The sequence below is a fragment of the Modestobacter versicolor genome (genome assembly GCF_041028285.1).
In the GTDB taxonomy this organism is placed as follows: domain Bacteria; phylum Actinomycetota; class Actinomycetes; order Mycobacteriales; family Geodermatophilaceae; genus Modestobacter; species Modestobacter versicolor_A.
The window spans coordinates 590,705-611,849 of record NZ_JABGDB010000003.1 but is presented as its reverse complement, the minus strand read 5'-3'; the positions used below and the strand labels follow the sequence as shown (position 1 = coordinate 611,849).

Below are 21,145 nucleotides of genomic sequence, written 5' to 3'. Positions count from 1 at the left end.
CGGCATGACCCACGTGCTGGACCCGGGCGCGCTGACCGGTGGGGGCAGCCTGACCGGCCCCCTCCCGGACCCCTTCGCCGACGTGACCCGCTCGAACGACGCCTTCCGCGCCTTCCTGCACGGGCTCCCCGGCGTCGACCAGGTGGGCGCCGAGGCCCGGGTGAAGGTGCTCGCCACCCGCTCGATCAAGACCACCGCCAAGGCCTGGGCGATCGACACCGCCATCTCGATGGTCGACCTGACCACGCTGGAGGGCTCGGACACCCCGGGCAAGGTGCGCTCGCTGGCCGCCAAGGCCCGCCGCCCCGACCCCGAGGACCCCGGCTGCCCGGCCGTCGCCGCGGTCTGCGTCTACGGCGACCTGGCGGGCGTGGCCAAGGAGGCGCTCGCCGGCACCGGCATCAAGGTGGCCGCGGTGGCCACCGCCTTCCCCAGCGGCCGGGCCAGCCGGGCGGTGAAGCTCGCCGACGTCCATGACGCGGTGGGCAACGGCGCGGACGAGATCGACATGGTCATCGACCGCGGCGCGTTCCTCGCCGGCCGCTACCTCGACGTCTTCGACGAGATCGTGGCGGTCAAGGAGGCCTGCGGGTCCGCGCACCTGAAGGTGATCCTGGAGACCGGCGAGCTGGTCACCCTGGACGCCGTCCGCCGCGCGTCCTGGCTGGCCATGCTGGCCGGCGGCGACTTCATCAAGACCTCCACCGGCAAGACCTCCCCCGCCGCGACCCTGCCGGTCTGCCTGGTGATGCTGGAGGCGGTCCGCGACTTCCGCGCCGCGACCGGCCGCCAGGTCGGCCTCAAGCCCGCCGGCGGCATCCGGACGACGAAGGACGCCGTCAAGCACCTGGTGCTGGTCAACGAGACCGCCGGCGCCGACTGGCTGTCCCCCGACTGGTTCCGCATCGGCGCCTCCAGCCTGCTCAACGACCTCCTCCTGCAGCGCCAGAAGCTCCGCACCGGCCACTACAGCGGCCCCGACCACGTGAGCGTGGACTGAGATGAGCACCGTGTTCGAGTACGCCCCCGCGCCCGAGTCGCGTTCCCTCGTCGACATCCGGCCCAGCTACGGCCTGTTCGTCGACGGCGAGTTCACCGACGGCACCGGCACGCCGCTGAAGACGGTCAACCCGGCCACCGAGGAGGTGCTCAGCGAGGTCGCCACCGCCGGCGACGAGGACGTCGACCGCGCCGTCCGGGCCGCCCGCCGCGCCTTCACCCGCGTCTGGGGGCCGATGCGCCCGGCCGACCGCGGCAAGTACCTGTTCCGCATCGCCCGGCTGCTCCAGGAGCGCGCGCGGGAGTTCGCCGTCCTGGAGACGCTGGACAACGGCAAGCCGATCCGGGAGTCCCGCGACGTCGACGTGCCCCTGGCCGCGGCGCACTTCTTCTACCACGCGGGCTGGGCCGACAAGCTCGAGCACGCGGGGCTCGGCCCGGCCCCCCGCCCGCTGGGCGTGGCCGGGCAGGTCATCCCGTGGAACTTCCCGCTGCTGATGCTGGCCTGGAAGGTCGCCCCGGCGCTGGCGGCCGGCAACACCGTCGTCCTCAAGCCGGCCGAGACCACGCCCCTGACCGCGCTGCTGTTCGCCGAGGTGTGCCGGCAGGCCGACCTGCCCCCCGGCGTGGTCAACATCGTCACCGGCGCCGGCGAGACCGGGCGGGCGGTGATCAGCCACCCCGACGTGGACAAGGTCGCGTTCACCGGGTCCACCGAGGTGGGCCGCTCGATCGCCCGGGCGGTCGCCGGCACGAGCAAGCGGCTGACCCTCGAGCTGGGCGGCAAGGCGGCCAACATCGTCTTCGACGACGCCCCGGTCGACCAGGCCGTCGAGGGCATCGTCCGCGGCATCTTCTTCAACCAGGGCCACGTCTGCTGCGCGGGCTCCCGGCTGCTGGTGCAGGAGTCGGTGCACGACGACGTCGTCGCGGCGCTCCAGCGGCGGATCGGCACGCTGCGGGTCGGCGACCCGATGGACAAGAACACCGACCTGGGCGCGATCAACAGCGCCGAGCAGCTGGCCCGGATCCGCGAGCTGACCGCGTTCGGCGAGGCCGAGGGCGCGACCTGCTGGCAGCCCGAGGGCGAGCTGCCCGGCCGCGGGTGGTGGTTCAAGCCGACCGTCTTCACCGGCGTCTCCCCCGCCCACCGGATCGCCCGGGACGAGGTCTTCGGCCCGGTGCTGTCGGTGATGACCTTCCGCACCCCCGACGAGGCGGTCGCCAAGGCCAACAACACCACCTACGGGCTCTCGGCCGGCATCTGGTCGGAGAAGGGCTCCCGCATCCTCGCCGTCACCGACCAGCTGCGGGCCGGCGTGGTCTGGGCCAACACCTTCAACGAGTTCGACCCCACCTCGCCGTTCGGCGGCTACAAGCAGTCCGGCTACGGCCGGGAGGGCGGCCGCCAGGGGCTCGCGGCCTACCTGCAGGGAGACTCCCAGTGACCGACCGCCTGGCCGTGCGCAAGACCTACAAGCTGTACCTGGGCGGGGCCTTCCCGCGCTCGGAGTCCGGCCGCACCTACGAGGTCACCGACGCGAAGGGGCACTTCCTGGCGAACGCCGCCTGGGCCTCCCGCAAGGACGCCCGGGACGCCGTCGTCGCCGCCCGGAAGGCGTTCGGGGGCTGGTCCGGCGCCACCGCCTACAACCGCGGCCAGGTGCTCTACCGGGTCGCCGAGGTGATGGAGGGCCGCGCCGCCCAGTTCGCCGAGGAGGTCGCGGCCGGTGAGGGGCTGTCGTCGTCCAAGGCCCGGGCCGAGGTGGACGCCGCGATCGACCGCTGGGTCTGGTACGCGGGCTGGACCGACAAGCTGGCCGCGGTGCTCGGCAGCACCAACCCGGTGGCCGGCCCGTACTTCGGGTTCTCCGTGCCGGAGCCGACCGGGGTGGTGGCCGTGCTGGCGCCGCAGCGCAGCTCGCTGCTCGGCCTGGTGAGCGTGCTCGCCCCCGTGCTGGCCTCGGGCAACACCGCCGTCGTGGTGAGCTCCAAGGACCGGCCGCTGCCGGCGATCACCCTCGGCGAGGTGCTGGCCACCTCCGACGTCCCGGGCGGGGTGGTCAACCTGCTCACCGGGGACGCCGCCGAGATCGGTCCCTGGCTGGCCGAGCACGCCGACGTCGACGCGGTCGACCTGGCCGGCGTCCCCGCGCCGCTGGCGATGGAGCTGGAGCGCTCGGCGGCCGGCACGATCAAGCGCGTGCTGCGCGGCACCGCCGTCGAGCCGGACTGGACCGCCGACCCCGGCCTCTCCCGCATGCGCCCGTTCCTGGAGACCAAGAGCGTCTGGCACCCGATCGGGTTCTGACGGCGGCCTCCGCCGTCCGGAACCGGCCTGCGGGCTCCCGGGCCCACCGGGCAGGATGGGCGCGTGTCCCGGCCGAGCATCGTCCCCATCGCCCTGACCCTCGACGACCGCACGGGCTACACGCTCTGGGCGCCGCCCTGGGAGGAGGACGGCGAGGAGTGGCAGGCGTTCCTCGGCAGCACCGTCGAGGTGCGCGCCGACCTCAACGACGACGACCCTGAGCCCCCGCGGCCCACGGCCGTCGTCCACCTGTTCCCCTCCCCCGCCGCGCTGGCCGCGTTCTGCCGGACCGGCACCGACCACGACCTGGCCGACCACCCGGTCTGGCCGGTCGTCGCCGGGCTGGCCGCCGCCGACCTCACCCCGGACGAGGACCACCGCTTCGACCTCGACGGCGTCTACGACGTCGTGGCCGAGGACCCCGACCGCTGGGCCGTCGACGAGCTGGCCGCCGTCCTGGACATCGTGGGCCGGCTCGCCGAGTGCTGCGACGCCGCCGGGGACGACGACGAGGACGACGACGAGGACGACGAGGACACCGGCTTCGAGTCCGTCGCCGACCTCGTCTCCCGGCCGGAGGCCGCCGCCCTCGGGCTGGGCATCGACGCCTTCCTCGGCCGCGACGGCGAGGAGTCCTGGGCCCGCCTGGGCACCGCGGTCGACGAGCTGTGGGAGGACGTCCTCGAGGAGCTCGACGAGCACCTGGACTGGACCGGCGCGGGCACCGTCGCGGTCGAGGACTACCCGTCCGCCGCCGAGGAGGCCGAGGCACGGGCCGCCGATCCGGAGGACGACGACCGGGACGCGGACGACGACGAGCTCGTCGATGACGACGTCGAGGTCGTCGCGGCCGGTGGCGCCACGGCCACCACCGCCGCGCCGGCCGCGGGCATCCGGACCATCCGCGGGGACGGCCTCAGCGCCACCCCGGCCGCCGTGGCCGCCGCCCAGGAGTTCTGGGAGGCGGTGGGGATCCTGCCGGTGGAGGTGGTCGTCCCCGAGGGCGCCGGGCTGACCCTGCGCTGCTACGTGGAGGACCGGGCGCGCTTCCTCGGCCGCGAGGGGCAGGTGTTCCTCTTCCCGACCCCCGCCGAGCTGTCCCGCTTCTGCGCCGGCGACGAGGCGCACGACCTCACCGAGATCGCGTCCTGGCCCGAGGTCGCCGACACCGACACCCCGCCGCTGCCGGCCGAGCAGGACCGCTACGACCTGGTGGAGATCTCCGAGGTGCTGGCCGAGGTCGCCCGGGGCGCCGGTGGCCTGGTGGAGCACCGCGCGCTGCTGCAGCCGGTCGAGGGGGTGCTCGACCTCGCCGAGTACGCCCAGCTGCCGCGGGTGCAGCAGCACCTTGCGCCCGCCGCGCCGCTGGGCCGGGCGCTCACCCGCGCCGAGGCCGACCCGCGCGCCCCGCTGGCCGCCGAGGAGGCGCCCGCGCTGGTCACCGCGTGGGAGCAGGTGGTGGAGGACGTCGGCACCGCGCTGGTCTTCCGCAGCGCGGTCGACGCCCGGTAGGCGCTGACCCCCTCCGCGGAGGACACCCCCCGGACGCGACTTCGGCCGGCCCCCGCAGTGCGGGGACCGGCCGAAGTCGTGTGCTGCTGCCTAGAAGCTGCGGGCCGGGCGCGCGGGGCGGGCGCCGGGGCGCTGCCCCTCGCTCGAGCCGCGGTACCCACCGGGACGACGGTCCCGGTCGCCACCGTAGGAGCGATCCCGGTCGCCGTAGGAGCGCTCGCCCGAGGGGCGGTCTCCGTACGAGCGGCTGCGGTCGCCACCGGAGGGGCGGTCACCGGCAGTGCGATCCCGATCGCCGTAGGAGCGCTCGCCCGAGGGGCGGTCTCCGTACGTGCGCTCGCGGTCGCCGGCCGGACGGCGCGGCCCGCTGCGGAACCCACCGGGACGGTCACCGGAGGGGCGACGCCCGTCGCGGCCACCGGACGGCCCACGCGAGGAACGCACGGGACGGACGATCGGCTCGACGAACGTGCCACCGGCGACCAGGTCGACGATGGGCTGGTCGCCCGGACGGATCCGGGAGACCTGCGGGTCCAGCTTGGCCTGGCGGAACCGGCGCTTGGCCTGTCCCACCTGGTCGGGCAGCAGCAGGGAGACCACGACGCCCGCGGCACCGGCGCGCGCGGTGCGGCCGGAGCGGTGCAGGTAGGTCTTGTGGTCTGCCGGCGGGTCGTAGTGCAGCACCAGCGACACGTCGTCGACGTGGATGCCCCGCGCGGCGACGTCGGTGGCCACCAGCACCGGGCTGCGGGCGTCGGTGAACGCCTCCAGCGCGCGGCGGCGGGCCGACTGCGGCAGCCCACCGTGGATGGCCTCGGCCTGGATGCCGACGTGCTGCAGGTTGTCGGCGAGGCGGTCGGCGCCGTGCTGGGTGCGCACGAAGATGATGATCCGGCCCGGGCGGGCGGCCATCGCCTCGGCGATCTTCAGCTTGTCCGGGAAGGACACGCTGTAGGCCAGGTGCTCGGCCTGGGGGCCGCTGTCCTCGGCCTTGGCGACCTCGTGGCGCGCCGGGTCCTTGAGGTAGCGGCGGACCAGGGTGTCGACCTCGCCGTCCAGCGTGGCGGAGAAGAGCAGCCGCTGACCGTCGGACTTGGTCTGGTCGAGCAGCTCCTTGACCACCGGCAGGAAGCCCAGGTCGGACATGAAGTCCGCCTCGTCGATGACCGAGACGACGACCTCGGAGAGGGTCGCCTCGCCCTGGTTGATCAGGTCCTGCAGCCGGCCGGGGGTGGCGATGAGGACGTCGACGCCGCGACGCAGCTGCTGGATCTGGCGGTACATCGAGGCGCCGCCGTAGACGGCGGCCAGCTGCACGCCGTTGCTCTGGCCGAGGGGGGCCAGGTTGTCGTGCACCTGCTGGGCCAGCTCGCGGGTCGGCACCAGGATCAGGCCGCGGGGTGCGCGGCGACCGTGCTGCACGTCGGCGCCGAGGCGGGCCAGCAGCGGCAGCCCGAAGGCCAGCGTCTTGCCCGAGCCGGTGGCGGCCTTGCCGAGCACGTCGCGCCCGGCGAGGGCGTCCGGCAGGGCGGAGGTCTGGATGGCGAACGGGTGGCGGATGCCCTTGCGCTCCAGCGCGGTCACCAGGAGCTGGGGCAGGCCCAGCTCGGCGAACGTCGGGCCGGTCGGCTCGGGGGTCTCCTCGACCACGGGGGCCGTGGTCTCGGGGAGGTCGGACTCAGGTGCGGTGTTCTGGACGTCGACAGAGCCGAACGAGGACAAGCGGGAACTCCGATACAGATCGGTGCGCGTCCCGTGGTGATGCTGACCGCCGGATGCCCGGCGTCCACACTGGTGATCGTCGCCGTCTGCGATGACGCGTGATCTGCACGGATGCGCTGCCCGGACAGGACCGTCCGGGAGGATGACCGGCACTCACCGGCACGTCCAGGTTAGCAGCGCAGCGCCCGGAAAGATTCCCGAGCCCCGGTGACCTGCCTCGCCCAGGTCATCCGGCCAGCGCGGCGAAGCCCGGGCGGACGACGTCGGCCAGCAGCCGGGCCCGCTCGGTGGGGTCGGTGAACGCGCCGCCCAGCGCCTGCTCGGTGACCGCCTGGACGTCGGCCCAGCCCCACCCGAAGGTGGCCGCCACGCCGGTGAGCTCGCTGCTCACCGACACCCCGCTCATCAGCCGGTTGTCGGTGTTGAGGGTCACCGCGAAGCCGGCCCGGTACAGCCGGTCGACCGGGTGGTCGGCCAGCGACGGGTACGCGCCGGTCTGCACGTTGGACGACGGCGCCACCTCCAGCGGCACCTGCGCCTCGAGCACCCGGCGGGCGACCGGGCCGAGCGGGCCGTCCAGCGGCAGTTCGTCGGCGACCCGCACCCCGTGCCCCAGCCGCTCCGCCCGGGCGCCGTCCAGGGCCGCCCGGATCGACTCCGGCCCGGCCGCCTCGCCGGCGTGGATGGTGCGGTGCGCGCCGGCCCGGTCCAGCAGCGCGATGGCCTCCGGGATGCGGTCCGGCGGGAAGCCGTCCTCCGGCCCGGCGAGGTCGAAGCCGACGACGCCCGAGTCCCGGCTCCGGACGACCTGCTCGGCGACCTCGACCCAGCGGTCGGCCTGGCGCATCGCGCACAGCAGCGCGCCGACGACGATCGGCCGGCCGGCGGCCGCGGCCTCGCGGCAGCCCTGCGCGTACCCGTCGAGCATCGCCTCGACCGCGGTCTGCAGGGGCATGGCGGTGAGCAGCTCCGGGGCCATCCGGACCTCGGCGTAGACGACCCCGTCGGCGGCGAGGTCCAGCGCGCACTCCCGGGCGACCCGCTGCACCGCCTCGGGGTGCTGCATCACCGCCACGGTGTGCGCGAAGGTCAGCAGGTAGCGCTCCAGCGAGCCCGAGTCGGCCGCCTCGCGGAACCAGCGGCCCAGCGCCTCGGGCTCGTCGGCGGGCAGCTCGCGGTAGCCGAGCTCGTCGGCCAGCTCCAGGATCGTCCGGGGCCGCAGGCCGCCGTCCAGGTGGTCGTGCAGCAGCACCTTGGGGGCACGGCGCAGGGAGTCGGCGTCCAGTGGTGCGGCGGGCATCCCCGCACGCTACCCAGCGGGGCGCGCGGCGTTCCGGGGAGCTACTTGACCCCGCGGTCCTGCCAGGTGAAGGTGCGCACGCACAGCACCAGGCCGACGACGCACCAGACGGCGAGCACCAGCGCGACCCGGCCGAGCTCCCAGGTGCCGGCGGGCTCCTGGGCGGCCAGCGCGTCGGGCAGGAACACCGAGCGCAGGCCCTGGGCCATCCACTTGAGCGGGAAGACCGCGGCGACGGTCTGCAGCCAGGTGGGCACCTCGCTGAACTGGAAGAAGACGCCGGAGATGAACTGCAGCACCAGCGCCACCGGGGTCACCGTCGCCGACGCCGAGCGGCCGTTGCGGGCCAGGCTGGAGACGGCGATGCCGAGCAGCGTGCACGCCGCGGACCCCAGCGCCGCGACCCAGGCGAAGGTGAGCCAGCCGGTGCCCGAGGGCAGGTCGATGTCGTAGAACACCGACCCGATCGCCAGCAGGATCGCGATGATCAGCACGGTGACGGCGAAGACCTGCACGACCTTGCCGACGAAGTAGGCGCTCTTGGGCATCGGGGTGCCCGCCAGGCCCTTCAGCGTGCCGTCGGAGCGCTCGGTGGCGATGCCGATGGCCATGTTCTGCAGGCTCGCGCCCAGGATCCCGGCGGCGATCACCCCGGCCATGAAGTACTGGGTGAACGAGACGCCGCTGCCCAGGTCGTAGTCGAGGACCGCGCCGAAGACGAGCAGCAAGATCACCGGGAAGAACAGCGTGAAGACGACGGACTCGCGCTGCCGGAAGAACTCCTTGAGCTCCACCCCGGCCCGGGTGCGGCAGACCGACACGATCGAGGGCAGCTGGCGTTCCGTGGTCGTCGTCATGCGGGTTCGCCGATCATCTTCAGGTAGACGTCCTCCAGGGTGGGGCGGGCCACGGCGAGGTCGGGCACCTCGCCGGGGAACCGGGCGGCCAGCTGCGCGACGAAGGCCGTGGGGGTGGCGGTCTCGGCGGCGCGCCGGACGCCGTCCTCGGTCCAGTGGACGACGGCGGGGGCGGTGCCCCGGCCACCCAGCTCGCCGGGGACGGCGACCTCGACCAGCCGGCCGCGGGCGATCACCCCGACCCGGTCGGCCAGCTCCTCGGCCTCGTCCAGGTAGTGCGTGGTGAGCAGCATCGTGGTGCCCAGGTCGCGCAGCGAGCGGATCAGCGACCAGAACTGCCGGCGGGCCTCCGGGTCGAAGCCGGTGGTCGGCTCGTCCAGGAACAGCAACCGCGGCCGGCCGACGATGCCCAGCGCGACGTCCAGCCGGCGCCGCTGGCCCCCCGACAGCGTGCGGCCGCGGGCGCCGGCCTTCTCGGTGAGCCCGACCAGCTCCAGCACCTCGGCCGGGTCGCGGGCGTCGGGGTAGTAGGCGGCCTGCGCCCGGAGCAGCTCCAGGCAGGTCAGCTGGCTGTCGCCGGCCCCGGACTGCAGCACGATGCCGAGGTCGGACTTCCAGCGGCGGCCACCGCGGGCCGGGTCGACGCCGAGCACCCGCACCTCACCGCCGTCGCGCTCGCGGTAGCCCTCGAGCACCTCGACGGTGGTCGTCTTGCCGGCGCCGTTGGGGCCCAGCAGCGCGAAGATCTCACCGCGCGCGATGTCGAGGTCCAGACCGTCGACGGCGTTGCGGTCGCCGTAGCGCTTGACCAGGCCCCGCACCGAGATGGCGGCGTCGGGGTCCAGCGGGCTCAGGACCGGCGCGGACACGGTCGACGGGCGGCTCACGAGCCGACAGTCTCCTCCACCGGCCTGTGGCCCCCTCGCAGGGTCCCGCCGCGAGCGTGCGAGTGGTGGGGGGCGAGGGGGTCCTCCGTCAAGAGATCCGGTCGATGACCAGCGGCAGCGGCTGGTCGTCGGTGTCGACCCCGATGGCCCCCTCCAGCGCCTCCAGCGCCCGCGGGATCCGGGCGGCGTCATCGGTCTGCAGCTCCAGCAGCGGCTGGCCGGCGGTCACCCGGTCCCCCACCCCGGCGGTCCAGACGACCCCGGCAGCGGCGGACACCGGGTCCTCCTTGCGCGCCCGGCCCGCCCCCAGCCGCCAGGCGGCGACGCCGAGCGCGTACGCGTCCAGCCGGGTCAGCGTGCCGGTTGCCGGGGCGGTCACCACGTGCCGCTCGGCGGGCTGCGGCAGCGCGGCGTCGGGGTCCCCGCCCTGGGCGGCGATCATCCGCCGCCACACGTCCATCGCGCGGCCGTCGGCGAGGGCGTCGGCGGGGTCGACGTCGTCCCGCCCGACGCCGGCCAGCATCTCCCGGGCCAGGGCGAGGGTCAGCTCGACGACGTCGGCCGGCCCGCCCCCGGCGAGCACCTCGACGGACTCGGCGACCTCGACCGCGTTGCCCGCGGCCCGGCCCAGCGGCCGGTCCATCGCCGTCACCAGGGCCACGGTGCGCACCCCGGCCGCCTCGCCCAGCCCGACCATCGTGCGGGCCAGGGTCCGGGCGTCGTCCGGGTCGCGCATGAACGCCCCGGAGCCGGTCTTCACGTCCAGCACCAGCGCGTCGGCGCCCTCGGCGATCTTCTTGCTCATGATCGAGCTGGCGATCAGCGGGATGGACTCGACCGTGCCCGTGACGTCGCGCAGCGCGTACAGCACCTTGTCGGCCGGGGCCAGGTCGTTGCCGGCGGCGCAGATGACCGCACCGACGTCCCGCAGCTGGGCGACGTACTCCTCGTCGGTGAGCGACGCCCGCCAGCCCGGCACCGCCTCCAGCTTGTCCAGCGTGCCGCCGGTGTGGCCCAGCCCGCGGCCGGACAGCTGTGGCACCGCCACCCCGCAGGCCGCGACCAGCGGGGCCAGCGGCAGGGTGACCTTGTCGCCGACGCCGCCGGTCGAGTGCTTGTCGGCGGTGGGCCGGCCCAGCGAGGAGAGGTCCTTGCGGACACCGGAGTCGATCATCGCCTGGGTCCACACGGCGAGCTCGTCGGCGGACATGCCGCGGAAGAACACCGCCATCAGCAGCGCGCTCATCTGCTCGTCGGGCACCTCGCGCCGCGTGTAGGCGCCGATGACCCAGCGGATCTGCTCGGCCGACAGCGGGGCGCCGTCGCGCTTGGCCCGGATGACGTCGATGGCGTCGAACGGCGCGGTCACCGGATTACCGGCTCGCTCCCGCGGGGCGCTCCGCTCCTCGCTCGTTCCTCGCTGCGATGCTCACGCCCCTGTCCGCTCGGGCGCTCCGCCGCGGCGACGAGGTCGTCCGGGCCGAAGGCGTCGGGCAGCACCTCGCGCATCGGCACGATGCCCAGCGACACCGTCTCGATGAGCATCTCGGCGCCGCCGTGCTCCCACAGCAGCTGCCGGCACCGCCCGCACGGCATCAGCGGCCGCCCGTCACCCCCGACGCAGGCCACCGCCACCAGCCGGCCGCCACCGGTGCGGGCCAGGTCGCTGACCATGCCGCACTCGGCGCACAGCCCCAGGCCGTAGGAGGCGTTCTCCACGTTGCAGCCGGTGACCACCCGGCCGTCGTCGACCAGGCCGGCCACGCCCACCGGGAACTGCGAGTAGGGCGCGTAGGCGTGGGTCATCGCCTCGCGCGCCGCAACGCGCAGCGCGTCCCAGTCGAGGTCGGGCACCGCGGCCGCCCGCGTGCGCCGGTCGGCTGCCATCAGTGTTCTCCTCGTCGGTAGACCAGGCCGTCGGCCTTGGGCGGGCGCAATCGCTGGGACGCCAGCGACAGGACCAGCAGCGTGATCAGGTGCGGGGTGAAGAAGACGATCCCCTCGGGCAGCCGCTCGATGGTCAGGAAGCCGACCAGGGCAGCCACGCCGAAGGCCGCCGCCAGCACCGCCGGCACCACCTTCCGGCGCATGGCCTGCCAGACCGCGACCGCCGCCAGGAGCAGCGCCACCAGCAGCAGCAGTGCGACCACCGCCGTCCGGCTGCGCAGCTGCAGGGCGTCGGCGAAGCCGAACAGCCCGGCACCGGCGGCCAGGCCACCGGGGCGCCAGTTGCCGAAGATGAGCGCAGCCAGGCCGATGAAGCCGCGGCCGCCGGTCTGCCCCTCGCGGTAGATGTTGGCGATGAACACCAGGAACACCCCGCCGAGCCCGGCCAGCGCGCCGGAGATCACCACGGCGATGTACTTCATCCGGTAGACCGGCACGCCGAGGGAGTCCGCGGCGGCCGGGTTCTCCCCGCAGGACCGCAGCCGGAGACCGAACGCGGTGCGCCACAGCAGCAGGTAGGCCGCCGGGATCATCAGCACGGCCAGCAAGGTCAGCACCCCGACGCCGTTGGTGAGGCCGCGCAGCAGGCCGGCCAGGTCCGACAGCAGGAACCAGTGCCGGGACTCCAGGTCGCCGAGCAGGTCCGGCCCCGAGGACAGCACCGGCAGCGAGAAGCTCGGCGGCCGGGACGACAGCGGCGGGGACTGGGTGACGCCGCCACCGGCCTCGTTGTCGGTGTAGAGCAGCTCGGACAGGAAGCGGACGACGCCGGCGGCGAGGATGTTGATCGCCACACCGGACACCACGTGGTCGACGCCGAAGGTCACCGTGGCGACCGCGTGCAGCAGGCCGCCGAGGGCGCCGCACACCGCCCCGCCGACGAGCGCGCCGGCCCAGCCCCACTGGTAGCCGGCGAACCCGGCGCCCCAGGTGCCCAGGATCATCATGCCCTCGAGGCCGATGTTGACCACGCCGGCGCGTTCGGAGAACAGGCCGCCGAGGGCCACCAGCGCCAGCGGGACGGCGAGCAGCAGCGCCGCGGCGAAGGTCGACGACGAGGTGAGCGCCTCCTCGCCGGACACCACCCGGACCACGGAGAAGACCAGCAGCAGGCCGACGGCGAGCACCAGCAGGCGGCGCGAGCGGTTGCCGCCGAGCAGCCGGTCGGTCAGCGCGCCGCGGCCGGCCGCCGGTGCGATCGCGGTGCTCATGCCTTCGCTCCCTGCGGCTGGTCGGTGCGGCCGGCGTCCCCGGTCGCCGTGCGGAGCCCGGGGCCGGTGCCCGAGCCGGGGCCGTCGTCCGGCGGCGGGCCGCCACCGGGGCCCTGGCCGCCGCCGGTGCTGCCGTCGCCGGTGGTCGGCGGGGCGACCGCGTTGCCCCGCTCGGCCTGGTTGCGGGTCAGCCGGCGGGCGATCTCGTTGGCGACGACCACGGCGAGCACGATCGTGCCCTGGATGATCGTGACCACCGAGGCGGGGATGTCGGCGAACTGCAGCGGGATCGCGGCCCGGTCGAGGAAGGCGAACAGCAGCGCGCCCAGCGCGATGCCGACCGGGGTGTTGCGCCCGAGCAGGGCCACCGCGATGCCGAGGAAGCCCAGCCCCGCGGTGAACTCGGTGCCGTAGCTGTACTGCGCCCCGAGCAGGTCCGGCAGCCCGATCAGCCCGGCGATCGCGCCGGAGATGAGCATGGTCTTGACCACCATGCCGCGGGCGTCGACGCCGCTGGCGGTGGCCGCGGACGGCGACAGGCCGCTGGCCCGCAGGTCGAAGCCGAACCGGGTGCGCTTGATCAGCACCGCGACGACCACGCCGACGACCACCGCGACCAGCAGGAACCCGTACAGCTCGGTGCGCGGCTCGGCGAGCCCGAGCGCACCCAGCACGCCGTTGAGGTCGGGGAACCGGCCGGACTCCGGGACCTCCTCGGTGGTGATGATCGACGAGCCCTCGCGGCTCCCCCGCAGCGGCCCGGTGAGCAGGAACGACGCCGTCCCGAGGGCGATGAAGTTCAGCATGATCGAGCTGATCACCTCGCTGACCCCGCGGGTGACCTTGAGGACGGCGACGATGCCGGCCCAGAACGCGCCGACCAGCATGGCCACCACGACGATCAGCGCGACGTGCAGCGGCGCCGGCAGCGAGACGGCGGCACCGGCCGCGGCGGCCAGGATCGTCGCCAGCCGGTACTGGCCCTCGACGCCGATGTTGAACAGGCCCATCCGGAAGGCCACGGAGACGGCGAGACCGGCCAGGAACAGCGGCACGGCGCGGTTGAGGACGACCACGATGGCCTGGGTCTGCTGGCTCGGGCTGTCACCGAAGTCGACCATCACCCGCAGCGCGGCGAGCGGGTCCTCGCCGATGAGCAGGATGACCAGCGCGGAGATTGCCAGCGCGACGACGATGGCCAGCAGCGGGGCGAGCAGCGCCAGCCGCGCGCGGCGGAGGACGTTCACGCGGCACCCACGGCGTTGTCCCCGGCACCGGTCATGTGGCTGCCCAGCTCCTCCGGGGTCAGGTGGCCGGGGTCCAGCGTCGCCACCAGCGCGCCGCGCAGCATGACGTGCAGCGTGTCCGACAGGCCGATGAGCTCGTCCAGGTCGGCCGAGATCAGCACGATCCCCATCCCCTCCGCACGGGCGTCCTTGAGCAGTTCCCAGATGACCGACTGGGCGCCGACGTCGACCCCCCGGGTCGGGTGGGCGGCGATGAGCAGCCGCGGCCGGGCGCTCATCTCCCGCCCGACGATGAGCTTCTGCTGGTTGCCGCCGGACAGGGCGACGGCCAGGGTGTCCGGCCCGGGGGCGCGGACGTCGTAGTCGCGCATGATCCGCTCGGTGTCCGACCGGGCGGCCTTGCGGTCGATGAAGGCGCCCTTCACCGCCGGCGGCCGGGTCTGGTGGCCGAGGATGCGGTTCTCCCAGAGCGGGGCCTCGAGCAGCATGCCCTGGCGGTGCCGGTCCTCGGGGATGAAGCCGAGCCCCTCCTCGCGGCGGCGCCGGGTGCTCCACGAGGTGATGTCGTCCGTGCCCAGCACGACGGTGCCGGCGGCCAGCGGGCGCAGTCCCATGATCGCGTCGACCAGCTCGGCCTGGCCGTTGCCCTCGACGCCGGCGATGCCCACGACCTCGCCCTCGCGGACGGTCAGCGAGACGTCGTCGACCGCCGGCCGGCCGCCGGGCGTGGCCACGGTGACGCCGGTCAGCTGCAGCACCGCGGTGTCCCGGACGGTGGCGGTGCGGGTCTGCGGGGTGGGCAGCTCGGAGCCGACCATCATCTCGGCCAGCTGCTTGGCCGTCGTCGTCCGCGGGTCGGCCTCGCCGACGGTGGTGCCGCGCCGGATGACGGTGATGGCGTCGGCGACCTTGCGCACCTCGTCGAGCTTGTGCGAGATGAAGATGACGGTGAGGCCCTCGCGCTTGAGCTCGGCGAGGTTGCCGAACAGCTCGTCGACCTCCTGCGGCACCAGCACGGCGGTCGGCTCGTCGAGGATCAGCGTGGTGGCGCCGCGGTAGAGCACCTTGGCGATCTCGACCCGCTGCCGGTCGCCGACGCCGAGGTCCTCGACCAGGTCGTCGGGGTCCAGGCCGAGCGCGTAGCGGTCCGAGATGTCCCGGATGCGGCGACGCGCCTCGGCGCGGTCCAGCCGCATGCCCCTGGTCGGCTCGCTGCCGAGCACGACGTTCTCCAGCACGGTGAAGTTGTCGGCCAGCATGAAGTGTTGGTGCACCATGCCGACGCCGGCGGCGATCGCGTCGGCCGGGCTCCGGAAGCTGACCGGCCGGCCGTCGAGCAGGATCTCGCCCTCGTCGGGGCGGTGCATGCCGTACAGCGTCTTCATCAGCGTCGACTTGCCGGCGCCGTTCTCGCCCACGATGGCGTGCACCTCACCGCGCCGGACGCGCAGCTCGATGTCCTTGTTCGCCACCACGCCGGGGAAGCGCTTGGTGATGCCGCGCAGCTCGACCGCCAGCGGTGCCGACTGGTTCAACGGGTCCTCCTGGGTGCCGGGTGGGTCTCGGGACCGGGGTCGCGGGACCGGAGGTCTTCCTGCCGCGCGGGCGTCGGGCGGTGTGGTCGTCCGACGCGGAGACGGTACACACGGAAAACGGCGGGCCCAGGGGCGTGTACCGCCCCCGGGCCCGCCGCGTCCGTGCTGCTCAGGACGAGCGGGTCACGGGGTCGTGGGGACCTCGATGGAACCGTCGGTGATCTGGGTGGCGTACTCGTCGATCTGGGTCTTGATGTCGTCGATGAAGCCACCTGAGTAGGACAGGCCGACGCCCTCGGTGCTGAGGTCGTTGACGATGTCGGTGCCGCCCTCGACCGAGTCCTCGCTGTAGCTGGTGATGAACGCCTCGACGGCGTTGTCGACCCGCTTGAGCATCGAGGTCATGATCACGGCCTGCAGCGCCGGGTCGCCGACGGTCTCGTACTGGTCGGAGTCGACGCCGATGGCGCGCTTGCCGGCGGCGGCCGCGGCCTCGAACACGCCCTGACCGGAACCACCGGCCGCGTGGTAGACGATGTCGGCGCCGCCGTCGAACATGCCCTGGGCGACGATCTGACCGCGGGCCGGGTCGCTGAAGCCGGAGAAGTCACCGGCGGGCGAGATGTACTGCCGCTGGACGACGATGTCGGGCTTGACCGCCTGCGCACCGGCGACGAAGCCAGCCTCGAACTTCTGGATCAGCGAGGTCTCGACACCGCCGACGAAGCCGACCTGGTTGGTCGTGGTCTTCAGCGCCGCGGCGACGCCGGCCAGGAACGAGCCCTGCTCCTCGGCGAACAGCAGCCCGGTGACGTTGTCGCCCTTGAACTCCGGGGAGTCCACCGAGCCGTCGACCTGCGCGAAGGTGGTGTCCGGGTAGTCGGCCGCCACCTCGGCGATGGTGTCGTCGTAGGCGAACCCGACCGCGATGACCGGGTTGTAGCCGGCCTCGGCGAGCTGGGCGAGGATCTCGGCGCGGTCGGAGCCGTCGTCGTTCGGGCTGACCTCCTCGATGTCCTCCGCGGTGTCGCCACCCAGGGACTCGACGGCCGCCTCGACGCCGGCGTAGGCGGAGTCGTTGAACGACTTGTCGCCGCGGCCGCCGGTGTCGTACGCGAGACCGACCTGCAGGTCGCTGCTGGCGCTGCTGTCGCCGCCGCCGCCGCCGCTCGCGCTGTCGTCCTCGTCGCTGGCGCAGGCCGCCAGGGCCATGCTCCCGGCCAGCAGCAGGGCTGCGGCCTTCATCCCACGCACTCGGCGCAAGACGGTCTCCTCTCTGAGAGGGCGCCGCCGGCCGTCGGCCGGCCGCGCCCCGGTGCGGTGTGTTCCAGGCTTCCCCCGCCGTCCGGCGTTCCCGCTCGGGGCGGGCCGGCCAGGCAGCGGCGACCCCGGCACGCTAACCGCGGCCCCGGCGCCCGCGGCAGCCCCGGAGCGGATAGAGACCCGATCGTTGCCAACGGGCAACACCGCCCACACGCTGCCGGGACACCGCTGAGACCGCCGCCACGCCGCTCCCCGAGAACTCCCCCGTCCGGCGGGTTAGCGTCCGGGGGTGCGCCGACACCTCCCGCTGCGCCGCCCGGCGGCTGCGGTGCTCGTCGCGGCGACCCTGCTGCTCGGCACGCCGGGCCCGGCGCTCGCCGACGGCGCCCGGCCGACCGTCGACCCGTCCGCGCCCACCCCGGCCGCGCCCTACGCCGGGCCACCGCCGCAGGGCAGCGCGCCCGACGGCAGCACGGTCGGTGGCGAGGCGCTGGACACCCGCGGCCTGGTGACCGCCAGCGGCACCCCGGCGCTGCCCGCGGGCATCGACGCGAAGGGCTGGCTGGTGGCCGACCTCGGCACCGGGGCGGTGCTGGCGGCGCAGGACCCGCACGGCCGCTACTACCCGGCCAGCACGCTCAAGACGCTGACCCTGCTCACCCTGGCGCCCACGCTGGACCCGGCCCTGGTGGTGGCGGGCACGGTGGAGGACGAGGCCATCGAGGGCAGCCGGGTGGGCCTGCTGGCCGGCGGGCAGTACTCCGTCGACCTGCTGTTCCGGGCGCTGGTCATGCAGTCGGGCAACGACGCGGCCAACGCGCTGGCCCGCGCCGCCGGCGGGGTCGACGCGACGCTGGCGGCGATGAACGCCACCGCCGAGCGGCTGGGCGCCTACGACACCGTGGCGGGCACGCCGTCCGGGCTGGACGTCGCCGGGCAGTCGTCCTCCCCCTACGACCTGGCGCTGGTGCTCCGTCAGCTGGTGGCCGACCCGTACACCCTCGGGGTGCTGCAGACCCCTTCGGCCTTCGTGCCCGACGTCGCCGGCCGGGCGTGGGGCTACCAGATCCAGAACCACAACACCCTGCTGTCGACCTACCCCGGGACCCTCGGCGGCAAGACCGGTTTCACCGACGCCGCCCGGCACACGTTCGTGGTCGCCGCGGAGCGCGGCGGCCGGCGGCTGGTGGTGAGCCTGATGCAGGCCGAGCGCCGTCCGGTGCACGAGCTGGAGCAGGCGACCCGGCTGCTGGACTGGGGCTTCAGCACCGCGCCCGGGGCCGGCGGCATCGGCCGGCTGGTCGACCCCGGCGAGGTGCCGGCGACCCCCGCACCGACGCCGACCCCCGCCGCCACGACCGCGCCCGCGCCGGCCGACGCCGCCCCGGCCCCCCGGTCGACGGCCCCGGCCGCGGCGCCGCCCGCCGACGACGACGGCCCGGTGCCCCTGCTGCCGGTCGCGCTCGGCGGCGGGGCGGTGCTGGTCGTGGCCGCCACCGTGCTGGGCCGCCGCAGAGCGCTGCGCCCGGTGCCGGTCGACCCGGCGGTCACCGGCCCGCCGTCGGACGGCGGTCGGCCCGCCGGCGCAGCAGCGCCCGCGGCAGCAGCCGGCTCGCCGCCGCACCCGCCAGGGCACCGGCCGCCAGCAGGACCCCCGCCACCCGCAGCGGACCCGGCCCCGCACCCCGCTCCCTGACCAGGGCGACGTCCGGCAGCGGCGTCGGCCCGGCCGGTCCGTGCGGGACCAGGGCGGTGGCGTGCTCGATCGCCGGGATCGTCGCCGTCCACGCCGCCGTGTAGAAGGCGAACCGGGCCACCACGTTGATCCACACGATGAGGCCGACGAAGCCGCCGAGGGTCTGCGCGGTGACGTTCTCCCCGATCCGGGTCAGGTACCAGTTGCCGGCGAGCTTGAGCACCTCGAAGCCCACCGCGCCGAACACCGCCCCGGGCAGCAGCTGACGCACGCCGAAGGGGTTGCCGGGCACGCCCTTGAGCAGCCACAGGAACACCAGGGTGTCCCCGACGAGCGCCAGCGCGATGGCCACCGCGGCGGTGAGCAGGAACGTGCCCGGCGCGTCGGCCAGGCCGAGCAGGTCCAGCACCCGGGACGACGCGCCCGTGGCGCTGGTGGTCAGCGCGATGCTCACCGCCGCCGCGGCACCGAGCCCGAGCAGCGCTCCGAGGTCCTCGACCCGGTCGGCCAGGAAGTCCGGCGGGTCCGGCCGGCCGCGCCAGACGACGTCCATCCCGACCCGCAGCTTGTCCATCGCGCCGAGCCCGACGAACAAGAACCCGGCCAGGCCGATCAGCCCGAAGGTGGTGGCCCGGTCGATCGCCCCGCTGGCCTGCTCGGCGAGGTCGGCGCCGGTCGAGCCGGGGACGGCGTCCCGGATGCCGGTCACCAGCCGCTGCTCCAGCGCCGCGTTCCCCGACAGCACGAACCCGGCGATCGAGGCGACCAGCAGCAGCACCGGGAACAGCGCCAGGAACACGTAGTAGGTGACCCCGGAGGCCAGCAGGTCGCCCTGCACGCGGTTGTAGTGCCCGCCGGCGTGCACGAGGTGGTCCAGCCACGGGCGCCGGTCCCGCTGGGTGCGCAGCCGTCGGCGGGCCGCGGCGACGAGGCGGCCGACCGGGTTGCTCACCGGGTCGAGTCTGGGCGGTCGTGATCGTCCCCGCCCGGCGGGCGGGACGGGGCGCCGACGGCTACGGCCGGGAGGGGGCGCCGGTGAGCGGGTACTCCCGCGCCACCGCCCAGGCCCCGTCGGGCAGCTGCTCGAACTCGGTGAACGAGGCGACCCGGAACTGGGCCTCGAGGTCGGACAGCCCGGCGTGGGCGAGGTCGAGCATGTCCGCGGGGACGTCGTGGGCCACGGTGACGTGCGGGTGGTACGGGAACGCCAGCTCGCGGGCCAGCGGGCCGGTGCGGACGTCGGTGGCTATCCGCGCGCACTCGGTCGTCCCCCCGGCCACCGCGACGTAGACGACCTCGGACACCGGCCGGAACGTGTCGGTGCCGGCCAGGTGCATGTCGAAGGGCGGGTGGCCGGCCGCGACCCGGGCCAGGTGCGCGCTGATCGCCGGCCGGCGGCCGACGGGCACCTCGGTGGGCGGCAGCAGCGTCACGTGCGGCGGGACGAGGGAGGCCTGCGGGTCCCCGCACTTGCCGCGCCACTCCACCAGCAGCTGGGCCCAGGGGTCGGGGATCGACACGACCACGCCGAGGACGGCGGTCTCCGACGGCGTCCGCAGCGCTCCGACGGGGCGGTGGACGAACGTGTCGTCCGCGCGGAGCGGCCGGCCGGTCATGCCCGCGGTCCTCCACCGGCCGGCAGGAAGCCCACCCGGTCGTACACCGCGGCCAGCGTCGGGGCGGCCACCTCGCGGGCGCGCGCGGCGCCGGCGGCCAGCACCCGTCCCAGCTCGGCGGGGTCGGCCAGCAGCTCGGCGGTGCGCGCCTGGACCGGGGCCAGCGCCTCGGTGACCACCTCGGCCAGCTCCTTCTTGAGGTCGCCGTAGCCCCGGCCGGCGAAGTGCTCCTCCAGCTGCGGGACGGTCTGACCGGAGAGCGCGGCGTGGATCGTCAGCAGGTTGGTCACCCCCGGCTTCCCGACCGGGTCGGCGACGACCTCGCGCCCGGTGTCGGTGACCGCCGACCGGATCCGCTTGGCGGTGACCTTCGGGTCGTCGAGCAGGTTGATGCAGCCGGCCGGGGGCAGGCTCTTGCTCATCTTCTTGTCCGGCGACTGGAGGTCCAGGACCTTCGCCGCACCCGGCGGGATGTAGGCCTCGGGCAGGGTCAACGTGTCGCCGTACCGGCTGTTGAACCGGGTGGCCAGGTCGCGGGTCAGCTCCAGGTGCTGGCGCTGGTCCTCTCCCACCGGAACCCGCTGGGCCTGGTACAGCAGGATGTCGGCGGCCTGCAGCACCGGGTACGTGAACAGCCCCACGGACGTCGTGCCGGCGCCCTCCCGCTGGCTCTTGTCCTTGAACTGGGTCATCCGGCTGGCCTCACCGAAGCCGGTCAGGCACTCCAGCACCCAGGACAGCTGGGTGTGCTCGGGGACGTGGCTCTGCACGAAGAGCGCGCTGCGGTCGGGGTCGACGCCCAGGGCCAGCAGCTGGGCCGCCGAGACCAGCGTGCGCTGCCGGAGCACCGCCGGGTCGGGCTGCTCGACGGTGATCGCGTGCAGGTCGACGACGCAGTAGAAGGCCTCGTGGTCGTCCTGCAGGGCCACCCACTGCTTCAGCGCACCCAGGAGGTTGCCGAGGTGGAAGGAGTCCGCCGTCGGCTGGATGCCGGACAGCACGCGGGGAAGTGGCACGTCGGACATCGAACCACGCGCCCCAC

At 74.5% G+C, this 21,145-nt stretch carries 17 protein-coding genes and 1 pseudogene; 5 read left to right on the top strand and 13 right to left on the bottom strand.

Annotated elements, in window-relative coordinates:
• Window positions 1-4 precede the first annotated feature (4 nt).
• From deoC to HL054_RS14310, 4 genes are all read left to right on the top strand, one after another.
• Entirely contained in the window at window positions 5-1,000 is a 996-nt protein-coding gene (gene deoC / locus HL054_RS14325; protein ID WP_369139664.1) for a deoxyribose-phosphate aldolase, read from the top strand.
• Window position 1,001: 1 nt separating this feature from the next.
• Window positions 1,002-2,447, top strand: a complete 1,446-nt coding sequence (locus tag HL054_RS14320) for an aldehyde dehydrogenase family protein (protein ID WP_369139663.1) — start codon at window positions 1,002-1,004, stop codon at window positions 2,445-2,447.
• Window positions 2,444-3,310 carry an aldehyde dehydrogenase family protein gene (locus tag HL054_RS14315; protein ID WP_369139662.1) on the top strand — a complete coding sequence of 289 codons (867 nt, stop codon included), beginning with the start codon at window positions 2,444-2,446 and terminating at the stop codon, window positions 3,308-3,310. Before HL054_RS14320 ends, HL054_RS14315 begins: the two co-directional genes overlap by 4 nt.
• Window positions 3,311-3,373: 63 nt before the next feature.
• Window positions 3,374-4,822: a hypothetical protein gene (locus tag HL054_RS14310; protein ID WP_369139661.1), complete on the top strand. Its 1,449-nt coding sequence runs from the start codon at window positions 3,374-3,376 to the stop codon at window positions 4,820-4,822.
• 90 nt (window positions 4,823-4,912) lie between these two features.
• Here the strand turns inward: HL054_RS14310 and HL054_RS14305 are convergent, their stop codons facing one another.
• The 10 genes from HL054_RS14305 to HL054_RS14260 form a co-directional block, all read right to left on the bottom strand.
• Window positions 4,913-6,472: a DEAD/DEAH box helicase gene (locus HL054_RS14305; protein WP_369139660.1), complete on the bottom strand. Its 1,560-nt coding sequence runs from the start codon at window positions 6,470-6,472 to the stop codon at window positions 4,913-4,915.
• 298 nt (window positions 6,473-6,770) lie between these two features.
• The gene (locus HL054_RS14300) at window positions 6,771-7,844 is read right to left on the bottom strand and encodes an adenosine deaminase (protein ID WP_369139659.1); all 1,074 of its coding nucleotides are present in this window, start codon (window positions 7,842-7,844) and stop codon (window positions 6,771-6,773) included.
• Between the two features lie 41 nt (window positions 7,845-7,885).
• A complete protein-coding gene (locus HL054_RS14295) occupies window positions 7,886-8,701 on the bottom strand; it encodes an ABC transporter permease (protein WP_369139658.1) in 816 nt (271 codons plus the stop codon).
• Window positions 8,698-9,588 carry an ABC transporter ATP-binding protein gene (locus HL054_RS14290; RefSeq protein ID WP_369139657.1) on the bottom strand — a complete coding sequence of 297 codons (891 nt, stop codon included), beginning with the start codon at window positions 9,586-9,588 and terminating at the stop codon, window positions 8,698-8,700. Before HL054_RS14290 ends, HL054_RS14295 begins: the two co-directional genes overlap by 4 nt.
• An 88-nt stretch (window positions 9,589-9,676) precedes the next feature.
• Window positions 9,677-10,957, bottom strand: coding sequence for a thymidine phosphorylase (locus HL054_RS14285; protein WP_369139656.1), 1,281 nt, complete (start codon window positions 10,955-10,957; stop codon window positions 9,677-9,679).
• Window positions 10,954-11,475 (bottom strand): cytidine deaminase, encoded by a 522-nt coding sequence (locus HL054_RS14280; RefSeq protein WP_369139655.1) that lies wholly within the window; start codon window positions 11,473-11,475, stop codon window positions 10,954-10,956. Before HL054_RS14280 ends, HL054_RS14285 begins: the two co-directional genes overlap by 4 nt.
• Window positions 11,475-12,746, bottom strand: a complete 1,272-nt coding sequence (locus HL054_RS14275; protein ID WP_369139654.1) for an ABC transporter permease — start codon at window positions 12,744-12,746, stop codon at window positions 11,475-11,477. Before HL054_RS14275 ends, HL054_RS14280 begins: the two co-directional genes overlap by 1 nt.
• Window positions 12,743-13,993, bottom strand: coding sequence for an ABC transporter permease (locus HL054_RS14270; protein WP_369139653.1), 1,251 nt, complete (start codon window positions 13,991-13,993; stop codon window positions 12,743-12,745). The genes HL054_RS14275 and HL054_RS14270 overlap by 4 nt, the downstream gene beginning before the upstream one ends.
• Window positions 13,990-15,528: an ABC transporter ATP-binding protein gene (locus HL054_RS14265; protein ID WP_369139652.1), complete on the bottom strand. Its 1,539-nt coding sequence runs from the start codon at window positions 15,526-15,528 to the stop codon at window positions 13,990-13,992. The genes HL054_RS14270 and HL054_RS14265 overlap by 4 nt, the downstream gene beginning before the upstream one ends.
• 183 nt (window positions 15,529-15,711) lie before the next feature.
• A complete protein-coding gene (locus HL054_RS14260) occupies window positions 15,712-16,782 on the bottom strand; it encodes a BMP family lipoprotein (protein ID WP_369139702.1) in 1,071 nt (356 codons plus the stop codon).
• A 298-nt stretch (window positions 16,783-17,080) separates the two neighbouring features.
• Here HL054_RS14260 and HL054_RS14255 point away from each other — a divergent pair, with 298 nt between their 5' ends.
• Window positions 17,081-18,487: a D-alanyl-D-alanine carboxypeptidase family protein gene (locus HL054_RS14255; RefSeq protein ID WP_369139651.1), complete on the top strand. Its 1,407-nt coding sequence runs from the start codon at window positions 17,081-17,083 to the stop codon at window positions 18,485-18,487.
• A gap of 88 nt (window positions 18,488-18,575) precedes the next feature.
• On the opposite strand, the pseudogene HL054_RS14250 reads toward HL054_RS14255, so the two are convergent.
• From HL054_RS14250 to trpS, 3 genes and pseudogenes are all read right to left on the bottom strand, one after another.
• Window positions 18,576-19,325, bottom strand: a pseudogene (locus HL054_RS14250) (YihY/virulence factor BrkB family protein); the annotation flags it as partial.
• Window positions 19,326-19,500: 175 nt separating this feature from the next.
• Window positions 19,501-20,103: a 2'-5' RNA ligase family protein gene (locus HL054_RS14245; RefSeq protein WP_369139650.1), complete on the bottom strand. Its 603-nt coding sequence runs from the start codon at window positions 20,101-20,103 to the stop codon at window positions 19,501-19,503.
• On the bottom strand, window positions 20,100-21,128 hold the full coding sequence (gene trpS, locus HL054_RS14240; protein WP_369139648.1) for a tryptophan--tRNA ligase: 1,029 nt from the start codon (window positions 21,126-21,128) through the stop codon (window positions 20,100-20,102). The genes HL054_RS14245 and trpS overlap by 4 nt, the downstream gene beginning before the upstream one ends.
• Window positions 21,129-21,145: the final 17 nt, after the last annotated feature.